Origin of the sequence: Klebsiella michiganensis, assembly GCF_002925905.1 — a bacterium.
Taxonomy (GTDB): domain Bacteria; phylum Pseudomonadota; class Gammaproteobacteria; order Enterobacterales; family Enterobacteriaceae; genus Klebsiella; species Klebsiella michiganensis.
The window spans coordinates 16440-38626 of the sequence record NZ_PRDB01000024.1 but is presented as its reverse complement, the minus strand read 5'-3'; the positions used below and the strand labels follow the sequence as shown (position 1 = coordinate 38626).

Genomic DNA, 22187 nt, shown 5'->3' with positions numbered 1-22187 from the left:
CTTAATGATCGATATTGAAGCGCTCAGCACCCAACCGAATGCAGTGATTTGCGCGATTGGCGCGGTTTTCTTCGAACCGTCAAACGGGAAAATCGGCCCGTCGTTCTATCAGACCATTGATCCGCGCACCTCTCAGAATCGCGGCGCTCATATCTCCGCCGATACGGTGATGTGGTGGCTCAGGCAGGATAAAGAACCTATTAGCGAGCTGGTAGGCGCGAAGTCGCATGAAATTGAGGTGATGCTGGGTTTCGCCAGATTCATTGAAGGCGCGTTCCCTGAAACCACGAAAAAGAATCTGAAGGTGTGGTGCAAGGGCGGTTCGTTTGACTTTCCGATCCTCAAATCTGCATTCGAGCGCTCATCGCTCGAAGGCGTTTCCATGCTGCCGTGGATTTACTGGAATGAATGCTGCTTCCGCTCGCTGCTTACGGTGGCTGGTGCTATCGGCTACGCCCCCCACCCGCGACGCTCAGTTGCGCACAACGCTTTAACCGACGCCGTCTATCAGGCCGAGCAGGTTTGCGAGATCTGGCAGCGCCTTACCACTCCACAACTCGAATCACTCTGAGGGCGAGGCAATGATTAAATCACCCATCAAATGGGCGGGGGGTAAAACCCGCGTCATGCCAGAGCTGCTGAAACATCTGCCGAAAGCTGATTGCCTGATTGAGCCATTCGTTGGCAGCGGCACGGTATTCATGAACACGGAATACCGTCGCTATGTGCTTTGCGACAGCAATCGCGCGCTGATCAACTTCTTTCGTATGCTGACTTCCAACACCGAGAGACTGATCGACACCGCGCGCAGAATGTTTCTGGATGGCAATAACGAAGAGCAGTATTACAAGCGCCGGGCGCTATTTAACTCCATGCAGTGGAGCGACACAGGCAAAGCCGATACCGCTTTGCTGTACGCCGCTTTGTTTTTGTACCTGAACCGCCATTGCTTTAACGGGGTATATCGCGTCAATCAGAAGGGTGATCATAACGTCCCGTTTGGGAAATATGCCGCACCTTACTTTCCGGCCGATGAGATGCACGGCTTTGCTGAAAAGGCCAACGACACAAAAGCCATTTTCATTGATGGCGATTTTAGTCACGTCATCCCTGACGTTATGCAGCTGACGTACGACGCAGTTATTTACTGCGACCCCCCTACATCCCGGCCAGCAAAACCGCCAATTTCACCACCTACGGCAAGCCGTTTACCCTGGACGATCATCGCGCCCTGGTTGCAACCCTGCTCGATGCTCATCGCCAGCATGGCACCCGCTCGGTTATCTCCAACAGCGATACCCCGGAAACCCGCGAAATCTATTCCGCTTTCAATCTCCATGCCTTCAGTGTTCGCCGCTCTGTCAGCGCCAAAAGCCGCGACATGGCCGGTGAAGTGATCGGCGTACTTCCTGATTCCGCCGATTGCTACACGCGCAGCTGCGCTAGCTGCGAAGACGTCGAGGAATGCTTAGCGCCGACAGCGATTTGGATCGGGGTTGATATGGCCGCCGGCTTCGATAACGGGGAGCCATTCTGATGAGCCAGATTGATGCCGTTGTTACTCGGGTGATCGAGTACTGGCCGATTGGCGACTTCTGGATGGTGGAAGTGGAGGTGATGGTCGATGGCCAGTACCTCCGCACTGATATCTCCGCGAGCACAAAACGCGAGGCCCGCGCTATTCAGCTTGGCGACACCGTGCTGATACCGGTTGTGAGTCTGGATAGCGACTTTGCCGATGAAGATGAATTGCCATTCTGAGGACCTGCAGATGAACAAAGAAATCAATTCTCGCCCGTTCTGGCGAAACCTCGTGATCTGCTGCGTGCTGTGCTCGCTGCTTTTTTGGTTGCCGATGGGCTATCTCGCTTTTCGTGTTGGCTCTGTGATGTGGGAGGTGCTGTGGTCGCTTATTACAACGAAATAGATCCGTACGCGGCCCAATGGCTACGCAACCTTATCGACGCCGGCCATATTGCGCCTGGCGTCGTTGATACCCGCTCAATTGAGGATGTCACCCCAAATGACCTTAAAGGATTCACACAGTGCCATTTCTTCGCCGGAATCGGTGGATGGTCGCTCGCACTGCGTCGGGCAGGTTGGCCAGATAGTCGCCCGGCATGGTCAGCATCATGCCCATGCCAGCCTTTCAGCCAGGCAGGCAGAAAAAAAGGATTTACTGACGAGCGGCACCTATGGCCCGCCGCACATTGGCTTGTCGGCCAGCGCCGCCCTGTCGTGGTCTTTGGCGAGCAATCTGGCAGCGCTGACGCGAATGACTGGATCGACCTTGTACAGGCTGACGTGGAAGCCCTGGGCTATGCATTCGGGGCGGTTGCGTTTCCGTCTGCGAGCGTCGGTGCGCCGCACCAGCGAGACCGTGCGTATTGGGTGGCCGACGCCTCTCGCGAACAATGGGAAGGGCGCGGGGAATTTCAACCGACAGGGGGGGTAAACCTTCAGACAGCAGCGTTATTAACTGGCTGGCCGACGCCGGCCGCGAACGAATTCGAACCGAAAGACTTGCAAAAGCTTTTGGAGAGAAGGGAGAAATACTCGACCAAATATGGAAACAACGGGTTCGGCCTGACGCTGGGGCAGTCAGTGCATCTGCTGGCAGGCTGGCCCACGCCAACGACAATCGACAACAATCAGATTGCGGGGCAGGGTGCGGCGGCCAATGCACCAAAGCGCGGGACGACGCTGGGCGGCGCTGCCAGACTGGCAGCATGGCCGACTCCGACAGCCACGGACGGAAAAGGCGGCTATCAGGGCGGGCGGATCCGCAACGGAAAACTATCAACGGACAGGCTGGATGTGGCTGCGCAGATTGCGGGGCCGGCCCGGTTAACAGTTTCTGGAGTGATGCTGATTGGCTCCATTGCCAGGATGGAAAGTGGCGGCCAGTTAGACCCGGATCATTCCCGTTGGCTAATGGGGTTCCCGCCAGAGTGGGAAGACTGCGCGCCTACGGAAACGCTATCAACATTGAAGCGGCGGCAGCGTTCATAAAATCCTACATGGCAGCGGTGGATCATGTCTGATTCCACCGCTTTGGCATGGAGCTGGAACGCCAAACGGCAGGCTATTAACCCCAATAGCGTTGCAGATTCTGCGATTGAGTATCTCACCCCGAAAGGCGAGCGGAAGAAGCTCGCCTATGCGGATTTGGTCGATACCGTTTATCGCACCCCCATGCGCCCGCGCGAAGGTGCCGCCCGGGAAGCATTCGACCGCAAAGGCCGAGCCCAATACCTGCGCCGCCGGGTTCAGACTCTACCGGCGTTTATCCGCAAGCGGTTCTCTCAGCGACTGGAGTCGCTGGAGAGCCAGGACCCAAAAGAGGCTGTACGCTGGTTGTTCAGCACGTTTGAGCGCCATGTGTTGCGTCGCGTTGATGCGGTAAACGCCCAATACCTGCCACAAAGCAACCTCCCGGCTATCCTTTTCCCGCTGCGCGATGATTTTCACTTACTGCCGTGGGCTGACAAAAAACGCCTGAAACGACTGGCTTATAAACTCGCAAACCTGATGAAAAGCGAGTTTATGCGCGAGTTTGATTTTCAGTACGAGAAAACCGCCGATGTAGAGTTTTCCACAATCTATGCGTATGGCGCGATCGCCAGTAAGGCGATGACACTCAATATCGCGATCCCTGGCTGGGTTCGGTACTGCGAAGAGGAGCTGGAAGCCGAAGAGGCGCTGCGTGCCGTTGCGCGCCTTCAGTCGGAAAAGTGGTGGTTAGGTAAAATCCGCAGAATCCATGACTGTTGGCGAGAACATCTCATGATAGCCGCGGGCTACGTCAGTAAAGTTGCGTCGCCATATTGTTCTGATCCGTGCTTCAAGGAATGGATGGCCCAGAAAAAAGCGAACTTCGAATACCTTCAGGCTATGGAGCTGGAAGATCAGGCCACCGGTGAGCGCAGCTCTTTACTGGACAAGGTCATGGGTAGCACGTCCAACCCCAAAAACGCCCGCGCCGAGCTGATGGTGCGCATGCGCGGGTTTGAGGACATGGCAACCGAAATGGGTTTGGTCGGCATGTTCTATACGCTAACCGCGCCGTCTCGTTATCACTCCACGCACGTAAAATCGGGCAAGCGCAACGACAAATATCGCGACGCTGGCCCGCGCCAGACGCAGAAATACCTTTGCAAAGTCTGGGCGCGAGTCCGCGCTAAATGGGGACGCGAGGGTATTCGTACTTTCGGCTTTCGTGTCGCCGAGCCGCACCACGACGCAACCCCACACTGGCACCTGTTGTTATTCCTGCGCCCGGAAGAGGTGGAATATGCAACGGCTATTTTCCGCAAACATGCACTGAAAGAGGACGGCAACGAGCCGGGGGCGCAGGAGCACCGCTTTACCGTTACGCCGATTGATGAAAAATTTGGATCGGCAACGGGCTATATCGCGAAATACATTTCGAAAAATATCGACGGCTACGGCATGGACGGCGAGTTAGACGATGAATCAGGCCAGTCCGTCAAAGAGATGGCAAAGCGCGTGCGCGCGTGGGCGTCGCGCTGGAATATCCGCCAGTTTCAGCAGATCGGCGGCGCCCCCGTGACCACTTGGCGCGAGCTGCGCCGGTTAGGTAACTGCGAGCTGGTTCTACATCCCGAGATCGAAGAGGCTCGCGCAGCTGCTGACGCGGCGGACTGGCCGGGGTACACCAACGCCCAGGGCGGCCCGTTGGTGCCTCGTGACTGCCTGCGCGTTCGTCTCAGCTACGAATACACCGAGGAGGGCAATGATTATGGTGACACGGTCGCCAAAATAACCGGTGTCTATTGCCCTCTCACCATCCGTGAATCCGTCATTTTTACCCGTACCACCGAATACAAAATTGTGCCGAAGCGCAAGCCGTCGCCGGTCGAGAATTTGACCTTAGAAGGCCGCGCAGCGGCCCCTCGGAGTTCTGTCAATAACTGTACGGGGCGCGCCGAATCGGACAAAAAACCGCCGTCAGAAACGGCGGTGTCAGCTGATAAAACCGTGCCAGAAGACAGTTCAGCGACAGAACTTCCGCTGAATATCGATGTTTTGAGGCGATATTCACGCCAGCAAAGGCAGGAAATCACCAGCCGGATCAGAAAATCCGCCCGCGAAAGCTCAGATCAAGCCTTCACGCGCACCGCGCGCGGCCTGCGCACGGCGATTGATGATGAAACCGCGCTGGCATGGGGGCCAAAAGTTACCGCCGCGAAAGATATGAGCCTGACGCCGGAAGAGGCGGAACGCCGCTGGCGCGAACAGCTGCGGATCGAGGCAGAGCGCCGCGCGGATAACTACGCCGCCGCGGTTGCGGAATATCAGAAGAAAAAGACCGAAGCCGCATTGCGCCAGGCGCAGCAACAGGAATCGACGCAAAAACACAGCATCTCCGAAGAGGTGATCGCCAGCATCGGCGCCCAGCTCCGGGACTGTCGGATTTTCGTCAGTGATGAAGTTGTGCGGTCAGTCGCTGGCGGCGCCCGCGTTCGCTACGGTGGCGATCTGCTCGCGGCGGACAATGGCCGGTTGCGTGAAGTGAAGGTGTGGCGGGCAGGTGAGAAAGATAAACCAACTTCCGAATATATGGCGATAAACAGCCTGGTTAAACGCTGGAAAAAAGCCACTAAATGCAGAGTTAAGAATAATATGTAGCGATTATGGTTTATTCTTTTCTATCATCGTCAAGGCTTACTCCAAGCTCTTTTAGTTGCCGCTCAAGTTGGGCCTTGGTTGATGAGTATACGGCATGATCTTTTAGCTCTACGAGTTCGGAGAATTTTTTCGGCGCAGTGTCATAGTGTGGTTTTTTTGCATGGTGATCTTGGGATTTATTGTGGCGTGTTAAGGCTTCCCATGAAGATTTAACAAGGGCGATAACAATAAAAAGAGCGAAAAAAGATGAGGTTATCGGGATGATTACGCTGAGGAGGGCATTTCCCGCTACATAACAAACAATCAAGCCGACAATAGCAGATAACGCAAGCGCTATTAGCGCCGCTATTTCTTTAAATTTCATAAAAATTACCTAGTGTCAAAATGATATTTAGTCGGGATGCACGAATGATAATAGCATTATTCATTTTGCGCAAAAGCGCACAAATTTGCACAATTTTTGAAACGGCGTTTTTGCTGCGCCGCCCCAGCACTGGCGGGGCTGGGCGGTCTGCACAAACTGCACAAAAAGAGGTTGGTTTAGCGCGCAGGCGAGGCGGGGGAGTAAGCGCGCGCTTTGGGGGTAGGGAAGGGGTCGATACACTTCACCAGAAGCCGCCTGACGGGCGCGCACTTTCGCGGTGCATCCGGCGAGCACGCAGGCAAAAGCACGCCAGAATGGCGCTGGCTGCGTCTGGTTGGGGATATGACATTGAGGTGTTGCGGGGTGGCCGACATGGCCGGGAATGATGGTGCTGCTGGCCGGTACCGCACCGCCGGGAATGGCAGTGCGGTACCTTCAGATCACTTCGGGGTTTCCAGCAGGGCGTAAGGGTTGAAGCGGATCACTTCTTCGCCTAGCCAGTCGTTAACATGCTTCATCGCTTCCATCACCGGCGTCAGCTCGTTGACCGCAAAAACTCTCGCCGCCTTCTCGACGTCGCCGAATGATCCGTTACCTTCCGGGATGGCACCCATCAGCTGCGGCGGAACACGGTGAGCCGCGAGCATGTCGTCACGCGTGGAGGATTTCACGCCGACAAACTCATCCTTCGCTGATATCTGGCTGAACGGCAGGATCTGCACGGCATCCTTGCCGACACCGGGCGCACTCAGCAGGATGTTTTTAAATGCCCCGCCGCGCCGTGTATCGGTCAATGTCTTCTTCAGGTTCTCCAGGCTTTCCCCGTCAGCCACTGCGCTGCTGACGTAGACAATACAACCGGCATGCGATCCGTTGTCGTAATACAGCTTGCGGAACTTGTCGGCAGAGTGGGCCAGGTTCGCCGACAGCAGACCGGCGAAGTACTCCGGCATGCCGTAGATCTCCTGGTGAATATCCGGGTTGATCACATGGCATACCGAACCGGTTTCGAACTGGTGATCATCGAGGCCGGACTGAATAAACCAGTAGGTATCGAGGTCAGAACCACGCCGGGTGTACTTCGCCAGTGAGTTACGAAACCCAATCGGCCCACGCAGGATGTTGCGGCGCATCTCAAGGTACGCGTTACCGAACACAAACCAGTCGAGCGCAAAGGCCGAGAACGCCTGACGCGACAACAGCCTGTGCGGGATGAAGCACCCGGCCAGCACGTTGCGCTTGAAGAACAGCGCCGACTGGTGCCAGCTCGCATATCCAAACTGGCGGGCCAGCCCGTACCAGCTGATCGGCGTCTCGTAGTACCGGCCATTGTTGGCGCAGTACATGTTATCCAGCAGGTCATGAGCACCGGTCACCGGCCACGGGCCATCAAACGTGAACGCGCTCAGGCCCGGCGCCGACTTCAGTGCGTCGGCGAGGTCGGCTTGCTCCCGGGCATACTGCCTGCCGCGCGGGGATTTTCGTCTGCTCATCAGTACTCCATAACAGTCATAGTGTTGCCGCCTTCCTGACCCAGCGGCTCGTTAACGGTGGCGAGCATGGTCGCCCAGGCGAGATCGCCGTGACTCACACCACGGGCGCGGTCGGTATCGTAGGTGATGACGCCACCGGGCGTGACCACCTTGCGTACAGCACAGAAAGCAGTAATTAGGTCATATTCGCCACGGTCATACTCCCAGCGGCCAGCGCGTATCAGTTGCAGCATTTTCAGTACCAGCATGCGCTTGCTGGCTGGCGAGAACTGGTAGCACACCGCCGCCGGAAAGCGTTTCTTCACAAGTTGGTACACCGCCTCACCAATACCGCTGCCGTCAATGCCGATGTGCTGGACGTTGTAGCGCGTGAGCATGCTGATAATCATGGCGGCCTGCGCCTCAAACTCCATGCCGCGCACGCGAATGGTTTCAATAGTGCGAAACTTTCCGCCGGGGATCAGTGGCGCTGCATTGACAGAGATGGCCCCGCTGTCGCCTTTGCCGCTGGATCCATTGGGGTCGTAGCCGATCCATACCGGACGATCGGCCACTGGTCGCATGGCGTAAGGTTTCCAGTCCGGCCACTCGTCGTAACCATCTGCACCGCAGCTCAGCAGTATGTTGTAGTCAAAGGCCGTTTCGCCGTTCTTGATGAAGGTACAGGCGTAGAGGTTGTCGTACTCTTCCGGGCTATTTTCCTCACGGATTTCGTCAATATCAGTCAAATCCCAGCCGTGATCGACCGCATCCTGCAGCGTGACTATTTGTCGCCAGATTTTATCCGGACACATCAGCCCACTGTTAAGCGTCTTCCAGGACGTGTCAAACTCCACGCGCTTACCGTGGCTGCGGCCCTTGTTGAAGGCCTCACCCGACCAGAAGGGGTACGCTTCGTGGCTCTCTGCCGATGGTGTAGAGAAGTAGGTGCGCGTTAAACCCTTCAGGGTTGCCATTGCACCGGCCACTTTCTTCAGGTTCGCGAACTGCCCGACCCAGAAAAACTCATCAAAGTACAGATTGCCGGTGTACGACTGTGCAGTTGCCGCCGACGTGCCGAGAAAGTGCAGCTCCGCGCCGTTGAACAGCTGGATCATGTCGCCGCCCTTCAGCTCAACATCAACTTCAGCGGCAGCGGCGCGAATAAAGCTGCGGAACTGGTACGCCTGGCGACGGCTGGCCGACAGGAATATCTGGTTGAGCTGATGCTTGTACTTCACGTCGTCAGACAGCGCGCGCAACAGTGCTTCGCGGGCAAAGTACCAGGTCGCACCAATCTGACGGCTTTTCAGGATGGCACGGTTACGGTGGTGATGGTTTTCATACCAGGTTTTCTGATGCCAGTGCAGCGAGTCGATGATGCTGGCACGCAGCGCGGAGATCTGCGCCTCTGAAAAGAAGTTTTGTTTCTTGCGGATCTTCTTCTTCGGCTGCGTCACTGGCGTGCCGTTATCCAGCTTTTTGAGCTGTCGTGTCAGCAGGTCAATTTCCTTGAAGTCACCCCCGGTCTTTGTGTCCTTACTGGTGAGCTGGATCAGTCGTGCATCAATGGACGTCGTGACACGCTGGATCGGCGGCGTGGTGTCCCACTCATCGCGCTTTTTCCATGAGTAAACCGTGTTCTGATTGATACCCATCAGGCGTGCGATCTCCGCTGGCGGGTATCCCTGCCAGTAGAGCTGCCGCGCCCGGTGCATGATGAATGCTTCTTCAATCGCCATTTGTCCTCCTCGCTTCCTGCCGGGGAGATTAACCCGCGCGCGCGTGCCCTTTCGCCCGCTTTTGGTTGTGGCAATACCCTCACAACAACAACGCGTTGAGCGCGTACGTCAGCCCCTGCCATCATCACCGGGAACTCAAAAACCAGCGAGTAAACGAACATGGCAGGCACAGCTAAACCCCGTAAGAAGTTTCGCGTTGCCGTCTCCGGGAATACCGTGGATGGCCGCGAAATTCAGCCGCAACACCTCCGCGATGCGGCGGCGAACTACAGTCCGGAGGTGTACGGCGCACGCGTCAACATTGAGCACTATCTCTCTATGTTTCCGGGTAGCGATTTTGGCGCAATGGGAGATGTGGTAGCACTCAGCACCGAAGACATTACCGATGGCCCGTTAGCCGGGCGAACGGCGCTTTATGCTGAGATCGAACCATCTGATCGCATGGTGCAGATGACCAATAAAGGCCAGAAGGTCTACTCCAGCATTGAGCTGCATCCGCAGTTCGCTCTTAACGGTAAAGCCTATGTTGTCGGGCTGGCAATGACTGACACCCCGGCAAGCCTGGGTACCGAACGCCTCAAGTTTGCGGCACAGCAACGCGCATCGGTGATGGCCTTCAACAACCAGCAAGGTGAGGCGCCAATGTTTACCGAGGCCCTGGAGGCCGAAGTGATCGAGCTGGCCGCACAGCGCAGCGATGAGGGTAAGCAGTGGTTTAACCGGGTCATGGGCATTCTCGGCAAGGGGCAGAAAACCGACGATCAGCGCTTCGGTCAGGTGCATCAGGCTGTTGAAGCGGTGGCGCAATCACAGGTTGATCTTGGCGAGCAGTTCAGTACTGCCGAACAGGAACGCCAGCAGGACAAAGCCGCTATCCAGAAGCTGACCACTGAACTTGCCGCACTTCGCCAGCAGCTTGAAGGGACGGACGGCAATTTCAGCCAGCGCCCGGCAGCAGGCGGTGGCGATAACGCGCAGCTCGCTGACTACTGATATCCATAACGAGAGATCCCGCACATGAGAAACCCTACCCGTAAGCTGTTTGACAGCTACGTTGCCCGCCAGGCACAGCTTAACGGCGTCAGCGCCGCTGCCGTTGCGGCACAGTTCAGCGTTGACCCGACTGTACAGCAGCGCCTTGAAGCGGCCGCTCAGCAGGATGATGCCTTTCTGAAGCTGATTAACGTCTTTGGCGTGGAAGAGCAGATCGGCCAGAAAATCCTGATCGGCAGCAAAGGCCCGCTGGCGGGCGTCAACAACAGCACCACCAACCGCCGCAATCCCGGCGCTAACGACAGGATGGATCCGTACAACTATCTGTGCCGTAAAACCAACTACGACTACGCCGTCAGCTACGCGCAAATGGATGCGTGGGCGCATCAGCCGAACTTCCAGCCGCTTATCAGTTCTGCTATGGCCCGTCAGATGTCGCTCGACCGCATCATGATCGGCTTTAACGGTACCAGCTACGCCGACCCGTCAGACCGCGCAGCGAATCCGCTGTTGCAGGACTGCGGCATCGGCTGGCTGCAAAAAATTCGTAATGAAGCTGCACACCGTCGCATTACCGGCGTGACGATCACCTCGCGTGACCAGAACAACGCCATTGTCGCCCAGGGCACCTATGGCAACGTAGCGGCGGCGGTCTATGACGCTAAAAACAGCCTCATGGACGAATGGCATAAGCGTAACCCTGACAACGTGGTGATTTTGTCCGGCGATCTGCTGACAACCAGCAATTTCCCGACCATCAACGCCATGAGTCAGACCAACCCGAACACCGAAATGCTGGCCGGTCAGCTGATTGTGGCGCAGGAACGCGTAGGCAACATGCCGACCTTTATCGCGCCTTACATGCCGGGTAACGCCATCCTCATCACGCCGTTTAAAAACCTCTCGATCTACTACCAGCGCGGTGGTCTGCGCCGGACGATCAAAGAGGAGCCGGAATACAACCGCGTGGCAACGTATCAGTCCTCTAACGATGACTTCATTGTTGAGGATTACGGCGCGGTGGCCTTTATCGACGGCATCACCTTCGCTGAAAAAGCAGAAGGCGGCGAGTAACTGTGCACAGGGCGGGCTCCGGCCCGCCGTTATTCGGGGAAGAGATAATGCTGACACCGGCACAAAAACATTTTCAGAAGGTCATGGCTGAGCGCCATGGCAAAACCGACGATCTTTCGGATACAGCCAGAACGGTGCACGAGCAAATCATGCACCGGCTGCGCATGGATCAGAGTGCATTGAAGCGAGTGCAGTCTGACCAGGCGAAAGCGGCCATGAAACGGCAGTTGCTGCCGCATTACGAGGGCTGGATCGAGGGCACGCTTGACGGCGACAGTGGCCGACAGGATGAGGTGATTGTCACCCTGATGGTCTGGGCGATTGATGCCGGTGATTACGCGCTGGCTGCCCGCATTGGTCGCTACGTCGTCACGCACGGCCTGCTGATGCCTGACCGCTTCAACCGTACCGCCGCTACCGTTCTGGTCGATGAGATTTGCGATCCGATTCTGGTGCAGGTCAAGGCAGACGACACCACCGACGTCACGCCATATCTGGCGGTACTCGATGAAGTGGCGGAGTTCACTGCCGACAGTGATATGCCCGACGTGGTTCGCGCCAAGCTCTGCAAAGTACGCGCCTTTGCGCTGCGTAATGGCACAACTGAAGAGCAGGCGGCCGCGCTGGAGTTACTGCGCCAGGCGCTGACGCTCGATGCGGGCGCCGGGGTGAAAAAAGAGATCGACCGGCTGGCTCGTGTGGTGAAAAAAGCCGCCGCACAGACAGGTGCCGACGGGGCTGATAGCACCGATGGTTCCGATGGCGCTGGCGATGCTGCCGGAGGCACCGCAGCGGACAGCGCGGGTGCAGGCGAAGCTGCAGCACCCTCAGAACCGGCGGCAGTGGCCAGCGCCGCAGCAACCAGAACCACCCGCAAAAGCACAACCCGTAAAACGGCAGCGCGCAAAACAACAGCCAGAAAAACGCCTGCCGCCAAAAAATAACCGACTTGCGCCCCGTGCGCTGGCGGCGCGGGCGGAGATTTGCAACGCATGGCGTTTGCTTTTCTCCGTCCGCTCACCGCCACCTATTCAGGAGATGACGCGATGAGCCTTGTAGCCGGTCGCACTGTTATCCCCTCTTCGGAGGATGTACCAGACACTGACGATGGTGGCGAGAAAGTCACTGCCGGAACGTTCTGGCCGGAAATCGCCCTGAGCGATGTGCGCATGGAAATGCGCATCAATGGCGCAGTGACAACCTCGCGCCTGAAGCAAGCCGTTATTGAAGGCGTGTCCCACACCCTCGATCAACTGGCTGACTGGCAGTCAATCCAGCTGGCGGCGGGGTATACCCGACTGGCTGATGTGCCAGCGGTCGAGGTGAACGGAGAAAGCGTGAAGGTTCATCGCTTCCGCCGGGCGGTATTCAGCATCGCCAGGGCGCACATCCTCGGCACTAACCGGGATGTGGACACCACCGGCGATGCAGGTGAGAAACGCGCCGTCGCGCTGGCTTCACAGGCCGATGATATGTGGCGTGATGCACGTTGGGCGATATCCGATATTCGCGGCGCCGTACGCAACACTGCGGAGGCGTTCTGATGAAAGTTCAGGCATTGCAGGGCGATACCGTGGATTTGCTGTGCCAGCGGCACTACGGCACCACACAGGGCGTGACTGAGATCGTCCTCGCCGCTAACAAAGCGCTGGCCGGTCAGATATTTCTCGACGCCGGCCAGGTGGTGGAACTGCCGGAAATCAGCAGCACCGCGACGCAGGAGACCGTACAGCTATGGACCTGATTAACCGCATCTGGAATGGCGTGACGTACTCCTGGTCAACGTTTCTGACGGGCGTTGGCGTCATGACGCAAAAGGACTGGCTCACCGCCGCCGGCATTCTGATTGGTATCGCCGCCGCTGCGTTGGGCGAGATGCACCGCCGCCGGATGGCGCGTATTCAGGAGACCAACAACACGCTGCTGAACGAACTGATCGACGCCATCCGCGACGACACCGAGAACCGCCAGGACGTTAAAGAGCTGATCCGCACCATCCGGGAGGCACCGCGATGAAAAAACGCATTATTGCCTGCTCAACCGCCGCGATCATCTCGCTGGCCGCCACGCTATGGCCGCAGGCGCTGCGAACCAGCCCGGAAGCACAGCTGAAAATGGCGAAGTATGAGGACTGTCGCAAGACCCCGTATTACTGCCCGGCGGGCGTGCTGACGGTGGGCATTGGCTCCACCTCAAAGGTAGAAAATCGCCAGTACGCCGAGGGCGAGATCGCCGAGCGCTGGGTTAACGATCTGATACGCGCCGAAAAATGCACGAACCGCGAGTTTAACGGCACCGCCGCACCGCAGAAGGTTTTCGAAAGCATGACCGACGGCACGTTTAACGTCGGCTGCACCGGTCTGGGCTGGTACACCAACAGCAAAGGCCAGAAGGTGCGAACCACCCTCTGGCGCCATGCGCAGGCGGGTAACTGGAAGGGCGTTTGCGAGCGACTGACGGACTTTGTGAACTCCGCCGGGAAACGCTCGCAGGGACTGGTTAACCGGCGGGTGGATTTTCAGGCGTGGTGCTTATCAGATCCGGCACTGAAGGGGGCGAAATGAAAGCGACTGCCATTCTTGCCATCGTGATGTTTGTTCTGCTGATTGCCGCCGTCAGTGGGTTTGCCTGGCAAAGCCATAAACGCGAGCAGGCAGAGCAATCGCTGACCAGTACCAAGGGACAGCTGAAACAGACCGGCGATTTGCTGACCGAGGTCAGGGCGCTACGCCAGGACGTCAGTCAGGTGGAAGCCGGGCTGAAGAAACTAAACCAGCAGCGCACCGTAACGGGAGAGCACCGACGTGAAAACATCAAAACCGCACTGGCCGGTAACGGCTGCGCCGTTGCTCCTTTGCCTGTTGCTGGCGCTGACAGCCTGTACCAACGAGCCGAAGAGGTCAGCACCGCTGATTATTCAGGAGCCCTTACCCGAAAGCCTGACGGCAAAAACTGACGTCCCGCCACCACCGGCCAGGCCGATGACGTGGGGCGGGCTGGCTGTCTGGACAGATTCATTACTTGACGCGCTGGATACCTGCAACGCCGATAAGGCGGGGATCCGTGAACTGGAATTGCGGCGCATAGCCAGGGGGATAAAGTGAAAAAAGCCGAACTACTACGCGCCGCGCTGATTGCCGGTAACACCTGGTGCAAAGCCAACCCGGAACAAATCACGGTCTGGGTGGAGAAAGGTCACATTCAGATCGAAGCGACCGGAGAAGCGTCGTTCATGTACCACTACACCATTCAGGTGCTGGCGATGGATTTCCCCGGCCAGATCGATGATCTGATGCTGCCGCTGCTGGCGTGGGTCTGGCAGCAGCAGCCAGACCTGCTGCTGAATCCCGACAATAACCGCAAGGTGGAGTTTGACGCCGATATCGTCAATGACGACGTCGCCGACATTCTGTTTAAGGTGCCGGTCTGGGAGCGCGTCATAGTGACAAATGACGCATTCGGCACGCCGAGGGCGGAGCACCTCGCCGAGTCCCGCCCGCGCTTCAACGGTGGCGAGTGGGAGACGGTCTTTGATCCGGAGTCCGGAGGCGCGCTGGTATGAGTAACGATCCGTCATTTCATCAGCTGGATGAGGTGTTTGCGGCCATTCTGGAGGGGGCGTCCGTACAAGGCCGCCTGCGCATGGCCAGAGGGATGGCCACGATGCTGCGCCAGAGCCAGAGCCGGCGCATCGGCAAGCAGGAAGATCCGGATGGCACGAAATATGAAGGCCGTCGCCGCAAGGTGCTGCGTGCGCGCGCGGGCATTAAATTTATGTGGCAGGGACAGGAAAGAAACCTGCGCAACTGGCGCACAACCCGCAGCAAGCGAGGGCGCATATTAAGCGGCTTTGACGTGGAGCGCGGGGCGCAGCGGTCATTCTATCGCGAGGACATTGAGCGCTATCTCGATATCAACCTGAGCGAGACGCGCCGCAATACCACTACCGCCGAGCCGATGTTTCGTCGTCTGCGTACCGCGAAATTCCTGAAGGCTCGCGCCACCGCCGATGGTGTTGAGGTGGGTTACTCCGGCGTAGCTGCCCGTATCGCCAGGGCGCATCAGGAAGGGCTACGCGATCGGATTAATGACAGCGGCGCGATGGCGGACTATCCACGCCGTGAGCTGCTGGGCCTGAGTAAAGCCGATCGAACAGCCATTTTCCGTCACGTGATCAACTCGCTAGGGGGGCGCTGATGGAGTTCGCCGAACTGCTTCGCCTGCTGGAGAACATCGCCCGCACCGGCACGGTGACGGAGATCGACGAGAAAAACGCGCGCGTTCGCGTGCAAAGCGGCGGGCTGGAGACTACCTGGCTGCGCTGGACAGCGCAGCGCGCCGGTGCGTTTAAGGTCTGGGTACCGCCATCTATTGGCGAGCAGGTCTGGTTCCTGTGTCTGGGCGGCAAGACCGACGTTGCCTTTATCGGCGGCAGCCTGTACAGCGACGACAATCCGGCCCCTGGCGCATCGCGCAATGAGATGGTGGTGACCGCACCTGACGGGGCGAAGTTTCGCTATGACGCGGAGGCGGGCGCATTGCAGGTGAAGGGGATTAAATCTGCCGTGGTTGAGGCGTCAGTCAAAATCACGCTGGACACGCCGGAGGTGGACTGTACCAACCTGTTGCGTGCGAAAAATCTTGATATTTCCGAGGGCGGGGAGATGCGCGGCAATTTCAATCACACCGGCGGGGCGTTCAGGTCTAACGGCGTGCAGGTGGATGACCACAATCACGGCGAGGTTGAGCGCGGCGGCGACTGGACGGTGGGCACAAAATGACAGAACGCTATCGCGGTATGAACGCTGCCGGCACCGGCACCCTGACTGATGAAGATCATGTGTGGCAGTCGGTTAACGACATTCTGCTGACGCCGGTCGGCAGTCGTCTGATGCGCCGTAACTACGGCTCGTTGTGCCCTGATCTTATCGACAGCCCACAAAACGACGTCACCCGCCTGCAACTGATGAGCGCGGCGGTGATAGCGCTGGCGGCGTGGGAGCCGCGGATTGTACTGGACACCATCAATGTGACGTACTCCGCCAGTGGCGCGGTGACTGCTGAGATGTCCGGGATGCTGACCGAGACGATGGAAAAAAGCACCCGCGCGGTGTCATTGAGGAGTAGTACCGATGCCGACAATTGACCTGTCCCAACTTCCATCGCCGACCATTATCGAAGAGCTCGATTACGAGACGATTCTCGTCGCTGTCAAGGCGGTCATGGTGGCGGCATTTCCGGAAGACGAGCAGTCAGCCGTTGCCGCTGCGCTGGGTCTGGAATCAGAGCCGCTGAACATCATCGCCCAGGCGATGGCGTACCGTGAGCTACTGCTACGCCAGCGTATCAACGAGGGTGCGGCCGCCTGCATGCTCAGTCATGCGACTGGCGACGATCTGGATAATATCGCGGCTAATCTGGACACGGAACGCCTCACCATCACGGCGGCAACCGACACCACCGACGCAGTAACGGAAAGCGATGAAGCGCTGCGCCTGCGCGCGCAGGCCGCGTTTGAGGGGATGAGCGTTGCCGGGCCGTCAGCAGCGTATGAGTATTTTGCGCGCAGCGCCAGCGGCCAGGTCTCTGACGCGCGAGCAACCAGCCCGTCACCGGCTGAAGTGGTGGTGGCAGTATTGTCCACTGAAGGGGATGGCACCGCGTCGGCGGAACTGCTGGCCGCCGTTGCCGCCGCCGTCAACGACGAGGAAGTGCGCCCCCTGGGGGACAGGGTGACGGTGCAAAGCGCGGAGATTGTCGGGTACGAGATTGACGCCACGCTGTACCTCTATCCCGGCCCGGAGTCGGAGCCGATTATTAACGCGGCAATGGCATCACTTCAGGTGTTTCTTGCGGATAACGATAAGAAAATTGGTCGCGATATTGTGCGTTCTGCTATCTCGGCGGCCCTGCACGTTCAGGGGGTACAGCGCGTCGTGATCAATACGCCCGCCGCTGATCTGCAGATCGATAACACCCAGGCCGCGCGCAATACCGGTTACACCGTGGACAACGGCGGGACAGATGAATAGCTCACTTCTCCCGCCCTCTTCAACGGCATGGATGCGCAGTGCCGAGAGCGCATCGGCCAGACTGTCGGCTATTACGGTGGCGCTTCGCACGCTGTGGACGCCGACCGCCTGCCCGGTCGATTTACTACCCTATCTGGCCTGGGCTCTGTCCGTGGACCGGTGGGACAAAAGCTGGCCCGCCGCTAAAAAAGTGGCAGCTATTCAGCAGTCCTACTGGCTGCATCGCCGTAAAGGCACTCGCGCCGCTGTGCGTCGGGTGATAGAGGATATGGGGTTTTCCGCCACGTTTGCGGAGTGGTTCGACGTCGGCGACGAGCCTGGAACATTCAGGCTTGAGGTGGACGTGAATGATGTTGGCATCACGCCAAAAACACTGGACGAACTCAACCGATTGATCGGCGATGCAAAACCGGTCAGCAGACATTTATCCCGAATGACCATATCGACCAGCTCCAGCGGGGATATCTGGACGGGACTGGCCTTATTTGATGGTGACGTTATCAGCGTTTATCCGCCGGGATATAAACCTGACGACAGCATTCACTATGACGCACAGCAGTATTTCTTCGGCAGCGTGTATTTTTCAGGAAAGTAATATGAATATTTCAGAAGCAATCAGTTGGGCTGATTTTATCTATCAAGTCTCCCGCGCGGATAGGGTTGAAGGAGGAACCGGCGGCGTTGCCAATATTCAGGCAAAGCAGCTGGCTGACCGCACGCAGTTCCTGAAAATGCTAATCGAGAGCATGTCAGATTACCGTGAGTATACTTTTTTTAAATCAGAATCAGACCCTGATGGAACAATTAGTGGGCTGGCGAACACCCCAACCGGGAAAATGTTTCGAGTCGCTCAGAATTTGAGCGATGAACTTGCGTATATTTATTATCTGAATGACTCAGGATCGGCTACCCCCTTTACGGCACTCCTTGGACGCGGGGCTATAACTCACAGCGTCAGGGAATTTCCATCGTTATCTGTAGCCCAAAATAATGTAGAGGCAGGAACTATCCTCGATGGCTCCAGATGCTGGGTAATGAACACTGCAGATGAAACACTGGCAGATGAGTACATCAATAACGGCGGTACGCTGGTAGCCACCGGGCGGAGCCTGTCATCAGCGGATTCTCTGTCCATCTTGCGGGAACTTGTGCAAAACAATCTTGAAGGGGATGAGGATAACGTCAGCCGCGTCATGGCCAGCGCTAATGATTTGGCTGAATCGTTGCGCAGCGTTTACCAGCGCTCGAAGATCACCATTAATTCAACCGGCGAATCCGGGCTTTCTCTGGATAATTCCGGGCTCATAATCTTTGATTCAGTAGTAAATGCTGATACATCCAATCCGCAGCATGTGACTGTAAAGGATTTTTCCGGCAGCACTGCACTCGATCTGTTGCTGTTACCCGGAGAATCATTGTCATCAGGCATACTGACAACACACTATGTTCAACGGGATTTCTTTGGGCTGCCGGTTTCTGACTTTATCGCCGAGTCCGGCGTTGTCCGTGCTGTTCTGAAGCTGGATTTGTCGTCTCAGGAGCTGAATGTATACCAGGCCAACGTGTTTGACAAAACAGGCATGTGGGCTGCCGTCACGCAGTTTGCTGCGCCGTTCGCGACAGCAAAATCAGTGTCGTCACACAGCGCCGGCGGCATTCAACTTGTCATTCCAAACGCAGATATTACGGCGGCCGGGTATGAACTGACAAAAGAGGGAGTTCAGCGATATCTGAGCGGGCTGGATAATCTCTTTTTCTGGTACAAAGTCACCTCCGTCGCCGCTCGCGCCGCCATTAACTTTGCTGTCGTGCCAGCCGGTGCTGCCACAGTTATTGCCGGAGCGAATGTCACTATTTCCGCATCGGCATACAGTGCGCCGGACATTCCCAAGGTCAATCTGGCGGCGATATCCCGCACCGCATCACAGAGAATACGTGAGCAAAATACCGTCAGGGCGACCACGCTTGCTCTGGCCTCTGGCGGGTTTTCGCTTCCGGAGCCGGGGATGGTGACCATCGGGGCTCAGGCATCTCAGCTTGACGCAACAGGCGCAGTTCATACAACCACGATCAGCAAGGCCGGGATCACTGTAGCCCGGCTTTACTGGCCGGGCGGGTCAAGCCGACTTGAAAACGGTACGATCACGTCTAAATTTCGCCCGTTCACACTGGATGACCTCACATTCCATTCCCGCGCTGAGTTAAGTTCGTCTCTTGTCCGGGTGCGGTATGTGCTGCCCGCAGGTTTTGGGCTGGAAGTTGATCTGAGTGATTTTCGTGTCATGGACACGTCCGGTCTTTTTGTGCCGGTTGCAACAGTTAACGGATCGACCACGACCCAGACGGCCGTCTCCGCATCTACAGTCGCCAATACCATTCAGTTTTCCGTTATGCTCACGGACCTGGCTGCGGCGGGGTACGGTGTTTCCGCCACGGACATTGACGATTCTGTCAGAGACTGGCTGGTTGAGTATGCAGATGAGTGCCTCTTTATGGCCTACACCGGGACGCTGAAAACGTACCGGGGCTATCAGGACTTCTTCAGTTTCAGTCTTGATGCAGGGGATTACACGCTGGATGCCCCTGCGTTCACCTACAGCGGTAAACGCTATGCGCTGAGCGGCAGCATCGATGTCTGCTACAGGCAATCTTTACCTGATGCTCTGCGGGGCGATTTCATCCGACTTGGCGCTGATGTCATGAACGCCACTTCCGTGGATATGACGAATATGCCGGTTCAGCTAAAAGTCAGTTTCCCGGCAGGGGCCGTTCCTGATACAAATGCTCTGGACGTCATGGATATGGATGGAAACGTATTTGAGTGTCAGTTTGCTGATGAGTTTCACCCCAATATTCGCACCGGGATTAATCGTGGTCGCCACCAGGATAAATCCCTGGCGTCAGGCTCGATCTTCATTCGGGACAGTATCGCCGCAGGCGCACAGAAATTTTATGAAGTCCGTGCGTATCGGAAGAGCATCCGCAGCGGATACTATCCAGGCCTGGTACCTTCCGCGAATGGCTACACTATCAGCGTTGGGGGGTATGTCTGGGAATTTAACGCCTCACAGGCATTTTTGCTGACAGCAGTAACGGACCCGTCAGGAACGCGGCATAATATTGCTCATGAGCTGCATTTTGCCTACGCATCCGGCAGCACAGTCAGTGAACCGCTGATCAGCCTGCGCCCTCGCATAAGACTGGTCAGCAGCGGGCCGGTATTCACCGAAGTGGAAATTACCACAGTGAATATGGGGGAGGGTTCCGTACCCGATGAGGCATTGCGTTCACTTGTCCGGGTTCGCCTGTTCAGCGGCGGTAAATGCCGGATCTACGTCATGACAACCAGCACCGTAGAACTGCCAGCATCCACGTTATACGGCGTCACATCGCGCATCAACTTTCTCGACGGTGCATACACCTATGATGCCGCGGCCATGACGGTTTATCACGACGACGAAACCAGCGGAAAACGCCTGTCGGTAACACTGGTTTCTGCAAACGGTGATACACACCGTGACGGCACAACATATGGTCCGAACCGACCGATGAGAGCGATTATCCTGACGCCGTCACCCACCACCACCCGGATGTATGCGGGCTGGCAGTTTACCTCAGTGAGCGATGCATCATTTACTGGCTGGACTGTGCCGAAAAACTGGACCTGGTCCCATGAGTTCTGGATCGATATGGAAACTTCGGTGACGAGTGCCGCATCCGGGACAACCGCGCGTGAAATTGTCAACCTGACGCAGAACCTGCCTGCCGGGTTCATTGGAGAGTGCGGGTTTCCGGCTGTCAGGCGTCGCGATGTCATGGACTGGATAGTTTGCCACGTCTCGGGGACAATGGAATGGTTTAACAGTGCCGCCGCCACGCCGTACGGCGGGGGAACCAGTACCACCAAACTGTTCCACTCATACACCTGGGAGGTAATGAAGCTGGTAAAAACCGGGAAAAGCACCCTGGATGCAGTTTACTTTGCTTTTAAGGCTTACATGACAGCCCGATGGGGAACCATGACGGAGGTTGGCCCGCTGTGGACCAGTGGCTCACTGCCGATGCAGTTTTCGTCCCGGCTTGTCGTCCCGGTCTGGCAGTACCTGTATGACCTTTCCGTTTCGGCAGGTGGCACAGCTAAGGTTACAGAGCTGAAAGCCGCCATTAAAAGCTACGCCGACGCCATCCTTGCCCATTACCAGACGTATGGCGGAGTCCCGGTTGACGGGCGGCAAAAAAATTCCGGGCCGTCCAACAGTAACGCAACGGCGCTGCGCGTTTTTGCGCTGGCCATCCATGCCGGTCTGGATACTGACGGCTCGTATCTGTCTGCGTTTAACGGCATTGAAGCACTGCTGACTAATCGCGATGGATTCATGAAGGCTGAGGGCATTATCACGGACGGTCCGTCAGAACGCCCATCAACCGGCAGGTATCTGCACTACCAGCTGTTTGCAGCGAATAACTATGTTATCGCGTGCAGGCTGCTGGGGAGAGTGCCGAAATTTGATTGTGTGAATCTGGCGCTGCAGGCCGCAACGGGAGGTGGCGGGTTTAATGAAATTGATTACTGCATTTCAGAGAGTCGCAGGGGGAGTGCGAACACCATTTCGTTCGCGATGATGCCGCTGATTCTGTCGGAACGTCCGTCGGCATTAAATCTGACGTCAGCTCTGGTCGATGTAATGAAAACCCAGTACGGACCGCGCCCTGGGTTCCCACTGCGTTTTTATAATTTTGACGGGACAACATCTGCGGGCCAGTCGCTGCAGGACATCAGTTTTGTGGCAACGACGCTGGCGGATATCTGGCTGTACTACAACATTTAATGAACTGAGGTCATGGATGAATGGACGGT

General features: G+C 57.1%; 24 protein-coding genes and 1 pseudogene. 22 read left to right on the top strand and 3 right to left on the bottom strand.

What is annotated here, in order from left to right; genetic code table 11:
- Positions 1 to 4 precede the first annotated feature (4 nt).
- The 6 genes and pseudogenes from CDA56_RS28070 to CDA56_RS28050 all read left to right on the top strand — a co-directional run bounded on the left by CDA56_RS28070 (position 5) and on the right by CDA56_RS28050 (position 5652).
- Positions 5 to 571, top strand: a complete 567-nt coding sequence (locus CDA56_RS28070; protein ID WP_242446381.1) for a 3'-5' exonuclease — start codon at positions 5 to 7, stop codon at positions 569 to 571.
- Positions 572 to 581: 10 nt separating this feature from the next.
- Positions 582 to 1537: pseudogene (locus tag CDA56_RS28065) on the top strand (DNA adenine methylase).
- A complete protein-coding gene (locus tag CDA56_RS28060; RefSeq protein WP_228276615.1) occupies positions 1537 to 1761 on the top strand; it encodes a hypothetical protein in 225 nt (74 codons plus the stop codon). Before CDA56_RS28065 ends, CDA56_RS28060 begins: the two are co-directional and overlap by 1 nt.
- A 10-nt stretch (positions 1762 to 1771) precedes the next feature.
- A complete protein-coding gene (locus tag CDA56_RS31015) occupies positions 1772 to 1927 on the top strand; it encodes a hypothetical protein (RefSeq protein WP_170064948.1) in 156 nt (51 codons plus the stop codon).
- Positions 1903 to 3012 carry a DNA cytosine methyltransferase gene (locus CDA56_RS28055; protein ID WP_242446380.1) on the top strand — a complete coding sequence of 370 codons (1110 nt, stop codon included), beginning with the start codon at positions 1903 to 1905 and terminating at the stop codon, positions 3010 to 3012. The genes CDA56_RS31015 and CDA56_RS28055 overlap by 25 nt, the downstream gene beginning before the upstream one ends.
- A gap of 24 nt (positions 3013 to 3036) precedes the next feature.
- Positions 3037 to 5652 (top strand): replication endonuclease, encoded by a 2616-nt coding sequence (locus CDA56_RS28050; RefSeq protein ID WP_104011490.1) that lies wholly within the window; start codon positions 3037 to 3039, stop codon positions 5650 to 5652.
- 10 nt (positions 5653 to 5662) lie between these two features.
- Here the strand turns inward: CDA56_RS28050 and CDA56_RS28045 are convergent, their stop codons facing one another.
- The 3 genes from CDA56_RS28045 to CDA56_RS28035 form a co-directional block, all read right to left on the bottom strand.
- Positions 5663 to 6016 (bottom strand): hypothetical protein, encoded by a 354-nt coding sequence (locus tag CDA56_RS28045; protein ID WP_104011489.1) that lies wholly within the window; start codon positions 6014 to 6016, stop codon positions 5663 to 5665.
- 440 nt (positions 6017 to 6456) lie between these two features.
- Positions 6457 to 7509: a phage portal protein gene (locus CDA56_RS28040; RefSeq protein WP_104011488.1), complete on the bottom strand. Its 1053-nt coding sequence runs from the start codon at positions 7507 to 7509 to the stop codon at positions 6457 to 6459.
- Positions 7509 to 9230: a terminase large subunit domain-containing protein gene (locus CDA56_RS28035; RefSeq protein ID WP_104011487.1), complete on the bottom strand. Its 1722-nt coding sequence runs from the start codon at positions 9228 to 9230 to the stop codon at positions 7509 to 7511. The genes CDA56_RS28040 and CDA56_RS28035 overlap by 1 nt, the downstream gene beginning before the upstream one ends.
- Positions 9231 to 9389: 159 nt before the next feature.
- Between CDA56_RS28035 and CDA56_RS28030 the strand changes: the two genes are divergently transcribed.
- From CDA56_RS28030 to CDA56_RS27960, 16 genes are all read left to right on the top strand, one after another.
- Positions 9390 to 10223, top strand: a complete 834-nt coding sequence (locus tag CDA56_RS28030; RefSeq protein ID WP_104011486.1) for a GPO family capsid scaffolding protein — start codon at positions 9390 to 9392, stop codon at positions 10221 to 10223.
- 24 nt (positions 10224 to 10247) lie between these two features.
- Positions 10248 to 11297, top strand: coding sequence for a phage major capsid protein, P2 family (locus CDA56_RS28025; RefSeq protein ID WP_104011485.1), 1050 nt, complete (start codon positions 10248 to 10250; stop codon positions 11295 to 11297).
- A gap of 47 nt (positions 11298 to 11344) precedes the next feature.
- Positions 11345 to 12241, top strand: a complete 897-nt coding sequence (gene gpM / locus CDA56_RS28020) for a phage terminase small subunit (RefSeq protein ID WP_104011484.1) — start codon at positions 11345 to 11347, stop codon at positions 12239 to 12241.
- A 102-nt stretch (positions 12242 to 12343) separates the two neighbouring features.
- Positions 12344 to 12841 carry a head completion/stabilization protein gene (locus CDA56_RS28015; RefSeq protein WP_104011497.1) on the top strand — a complete coding sequence of 166 codons (498 nt, stop codon included), beginning with the start codon at positions 12344 to 12346 and terminating at the stop codon, positions 12839 to 12841.
- Positions 12841 to 13041, top strand: a complete 201-nt coding sequence (locus CDA56_RS28010; protein WP_064156990.1) for a tail protein X — start codon at positions 12841 to 12843, stop codon at positions 13039 to 13041. Before CDA56_RS28015 ends, CDA56_RS28010 begins: the two co-directional genes overlap by 1 nt.
- Complete coding sequence (locus CDA56_RS28005; RefSeq protein ID WP_019724763.1) at positions 13032 to 13313, top strand: hypothetical protein; 282 nt, start codon at positions 13032 to 13034, stop codon at positions 13311 to 13313. Before CDA56_RS28010 ends, CDA56_RS28005 begins: the two co-directional genes overlap by 10 nt.
- A complete protein-coding gene (locus CDA56_RS28000) occupies positions 13310 to 13861 on the top strand; it encodes a lysozyme (RefSeq protein ID WP_104011483.1) in 552 nt (183 codons plus the stop codon). The genes CDA56_RS28005 and CDA56_RS28000 overlap by 4 nt, the downstream gene beginning before the upstream one ends.
- Positions 13858 to 14253 (top strand): DUF2570 domain-containing protein, encoded by a 396-nt coding sequence (locus tag CDA56_RS30800; RefSeq protein WP_139536115.1) that lies wholly within the window; start codon positions 13858 to 13860, stop codon positions 14251 to 14253. The genes CDA56_RS28000 and CDA56_RS30800 overlap by 4 nt, the downstream gene beginning before the upstream one ends.
- The gene (lysC, locus tag CDA56_RS31725; protein WP_419717588.1) at positions 14144 to 14401 is read left to right on the top strand and encodes an Rz1-like lysis system protein LysC; all 258 of its coding nucleotides are present in this window, start codon (positions 14144 to 14146) and stop codon (positions 14399 to 14401) included. Before CDA56_RS30800 ends, lysC begins: the two co-directional genes overlap by 110 nt.
- Positions 14398 to 14859 carry a phage tail protein gene (locus CDA56_RS27990; protein WP_104011481.1) on the top strand — a complete coding sequence of 154 codons (462 nt, stop codon included), beginning with the start codon at positions 14398 to 14400 and terminating at the stop codon, positions 14857 to 14859. Before lysC ends, CDA56_RS27990 begins: the two co-directional genes overlap by 4 nt.
- Positions 14856 to 15494 carry a phage virion morphogenesis protein gene (locus tag CDA56_RS27985; protein WP_104011480.1) on the top strand — a complete coding sequence of 213 codons (639 nt, stop codon included), beginning with the start codon at positions 14856 to 14858 and terminating at the stop codon, positions 15492 to 15494. The genes CDA56_RS27990 and CDA56_RS27985 overlap by 4 nt, the downstream gene beginning before the upstream one ends.
- Complete coding sequence (locus CDA56_RS27980; protein WP_104011479.1) at positions 15494 to 16078, top strand: phage baseplate assembly protein V; 585 nt, start codon at positions 15494 to 15496, stop codon at positions 16076 to 16078. Before CDA56_RS27985 ends, CDA56_RS27980 begins: the two co-directional genes overlap by 1 nt.
- Positions 16075 to 16443, top strand: a complete 369-nt coding sequence (locus CDA56_RS27975) for a GPW/gp25 family protein (RefSeq protein ID WP_104011478.1) — start codon at positions 16075 to 16077, stop codon at positions 16441 to 16443. Before CDA56_RS27980 ends, CDA56_RS27975 begins: the two co-directional genes overlap by 4 nt.
- The gene (locus CDA56_RS27970; protein ID WP_104011477.1) at positions 16430 to 17329 is read left to right on the top strand and encodes a baseplate assembly protein; all 900 of its coding nucleotides are present in this window, start codon (positions 16430 to 16432) and stop codon (positions 17327 to 17329) included. Before CDA56_RS27975 ends, CDA56_RS27970 begins: the two co-directional genes overlap by 14 nt.
- Positions 17322 to 17924 carry a phage tail protein I gene (locus CDA56_RS27965; protein ID WP_104011476.1) on the top strand — a complete coding sequence of 201 codons (603 nt, stop codon included), beginning with the start codon at positions 17322 to 17324 and terminating at the stop codon, positions 17922 to 17924. The genes CDA56_RS27970 and CDA56_RS27965 overlap by 8 nt, the downstream gene beginning before the upstream one ends.
- The gene (locus CDA56_RS27960) at positions 17875 to 22158 is read left to right on the top strand and encodes a hypothetical protein (RefSeq protein ID WP_139536114.1); all 4284 of its coding nucleotides are present in this window, start codon (positions 17875 to 17877) and stop codon (positions 22156 to 22158) included. The genes CDA56_RS27965 and CDA56_RS27960 overlap by 50 nt, the downstream gene beginning before the upstream one ends.
- Positions 22159 to 22187 lie beyond the last annotated feature (29 nt).